The organism is Arthrobacter sp. SPT-J7 (genome assembly GCF_059089965.1).
This window is the reverse complement of record NZ_JBNHFF010000399.1, coordinates 1-1,646: the sequence shown is the minus strand read 5'-3', so window position 1 is coordinate 1,646 and position 1,646 is coordinate 1. Positions and strand designations below refer to the sequence as shown.

1 protein-coding gene is annotated in these 1,646 nt (G+C 65.1%); it reads left to right on the top strand.

Going from position 1 to position 1,646, the window contains the following annotated elements:
- The coding region (locus AC5RWX_RS33025) for a DNA-directed RNA polymerase subunit beta' (protein WP_494100383.1) at positions 1–1,646 on the top strand (1,646 nt) is incomplete at both ends.

Below are 1,646 nucleotides of genomic sequence, written 5' to 3'. Positions count from 1 at the left end.
AGGGCGAGCTGTCCCGCATCGTCAACGACCTCGCGGAGCGCTACCCGAAGGTTGTCACCGCGGCAACGCTGGACAACCTGAAGGATGCCGGTTTCTACTGGGCCACCCGCTCAGGCGTTACCGTCGCCATCTCGGACATCGAGGTTCCGGCCGCCAAGCCGGCCATCCTCGCCGGTTACGAGGAGCGGGCTGCGAAGATCCAGGGCCAGTACGACAAGGGCCTGATCGACGACGACGAGCGTCGCCAGGAACTGATCGAGATCTGGAACAAGGCAACCAACGAAATCGCCCAGGCGATGCGTGACAGCCTGTCGCCGATGAACACCATCAACCGCATGGTGTCCTCCGGTGCACGTGGTAACTGGATGCAGGTCCGCCAGATCGCGGGTATCCGTGGCCTGGTGGCCAACCCGAAGGGTGAAATTATCCCCCGTCCCATCAAGTCCTCCTACCGCGAGGGCCTGTCGGTTCTGGAATACTTCATCGCCACGCACGGCGCCCGCAAGGGTCTTGCTGACACCGCTCTGCGTACCGCCAACTCGGGTTACCTGACCCGTCGTCTGGTGGACGTCTCCCAGGACGTCATCGTCCGCGAAGAGGACTGCGGCACCGAGCGTGGCCTGGTCACGCCCATCGCCGTCGCCGATTCCAACGGTGAGCTGGTGCTGGATGAGAACGTGGAGAACAGTGCGTACGCACGTACGCTCGCCGTCGACGTCGTGGACTCCGAGGGCAACGTCCTCGCAGCCGCCGGCACCGACTGCGGTGACGTGGTGATCGCCGAGCTGTTCGCGGCCGGCATCACCGAGGTCAAGGTCCGCTCCGTACTCACCTGTGAGTCCAGCGTCGGCACCTGCGCCCTGTGCTACGGCCGCTCGCTGGCCACCGGCAAGACCGTGGACATCGGCGAGGCCGTGGGCATCATCGCCGCACAGTCCATCGGTGAGCCCGGTACCCAGCTGACCATGCGTACGTTCCACACCGGTGGTGCAGTCTCCGCCAGCGGCGGCGACGACATCACCCAGGGTCTGCCCCGTATCCAGGAGCTCTTCGAAGCCCGTACTCCGAAGGGTGTTGCACCGATTGCAGAAGCAGCCGGCCGCATCACCATCGAAGAGTCCGAGCGCCAGATGCGCCTGGTCATCACTCCTGATGACGGAACAGAAGAGATCGCCTACCCGGTCCTGCGCCGTTCACGCCTGCTGATCGAGGATGGCGACCACGTCACCGTCGGCCAGAAGCTGATCAACGGACCGGTTGATCCCAAGCAGGTCCTGCGCATCATGGGTCCGCGTGCGGCACAGAAGTTCCTGGTGGACGAAGTCCAGGGCGTGTACCGCAGCCAGGGCATCGGTATCCACGACAAGCACGTCGAGGTTATCGTCCGCCAGATGCTGCGCCGCGTCACGGTCATCGAGTCCGGCGAATCGGATCTGCTGCCCGGCGAGCTCGCCGAGCGCAGCCGGTTCGAGGACGCCAACCGCCGCGTTGTGTCCGAGGGCAAGACTCCGGCTTCCGGACGTCCTGAGCTCATGGGCATCACGAAGGCTTCGCTGGCCACCGAGTCCTGGCTGTCCGCAGCTTCCTTCCAGGAGACCACCCGCGTCCTGACGCAGGCGGCCATGGAAGGCAAGAGCGACCCGCTG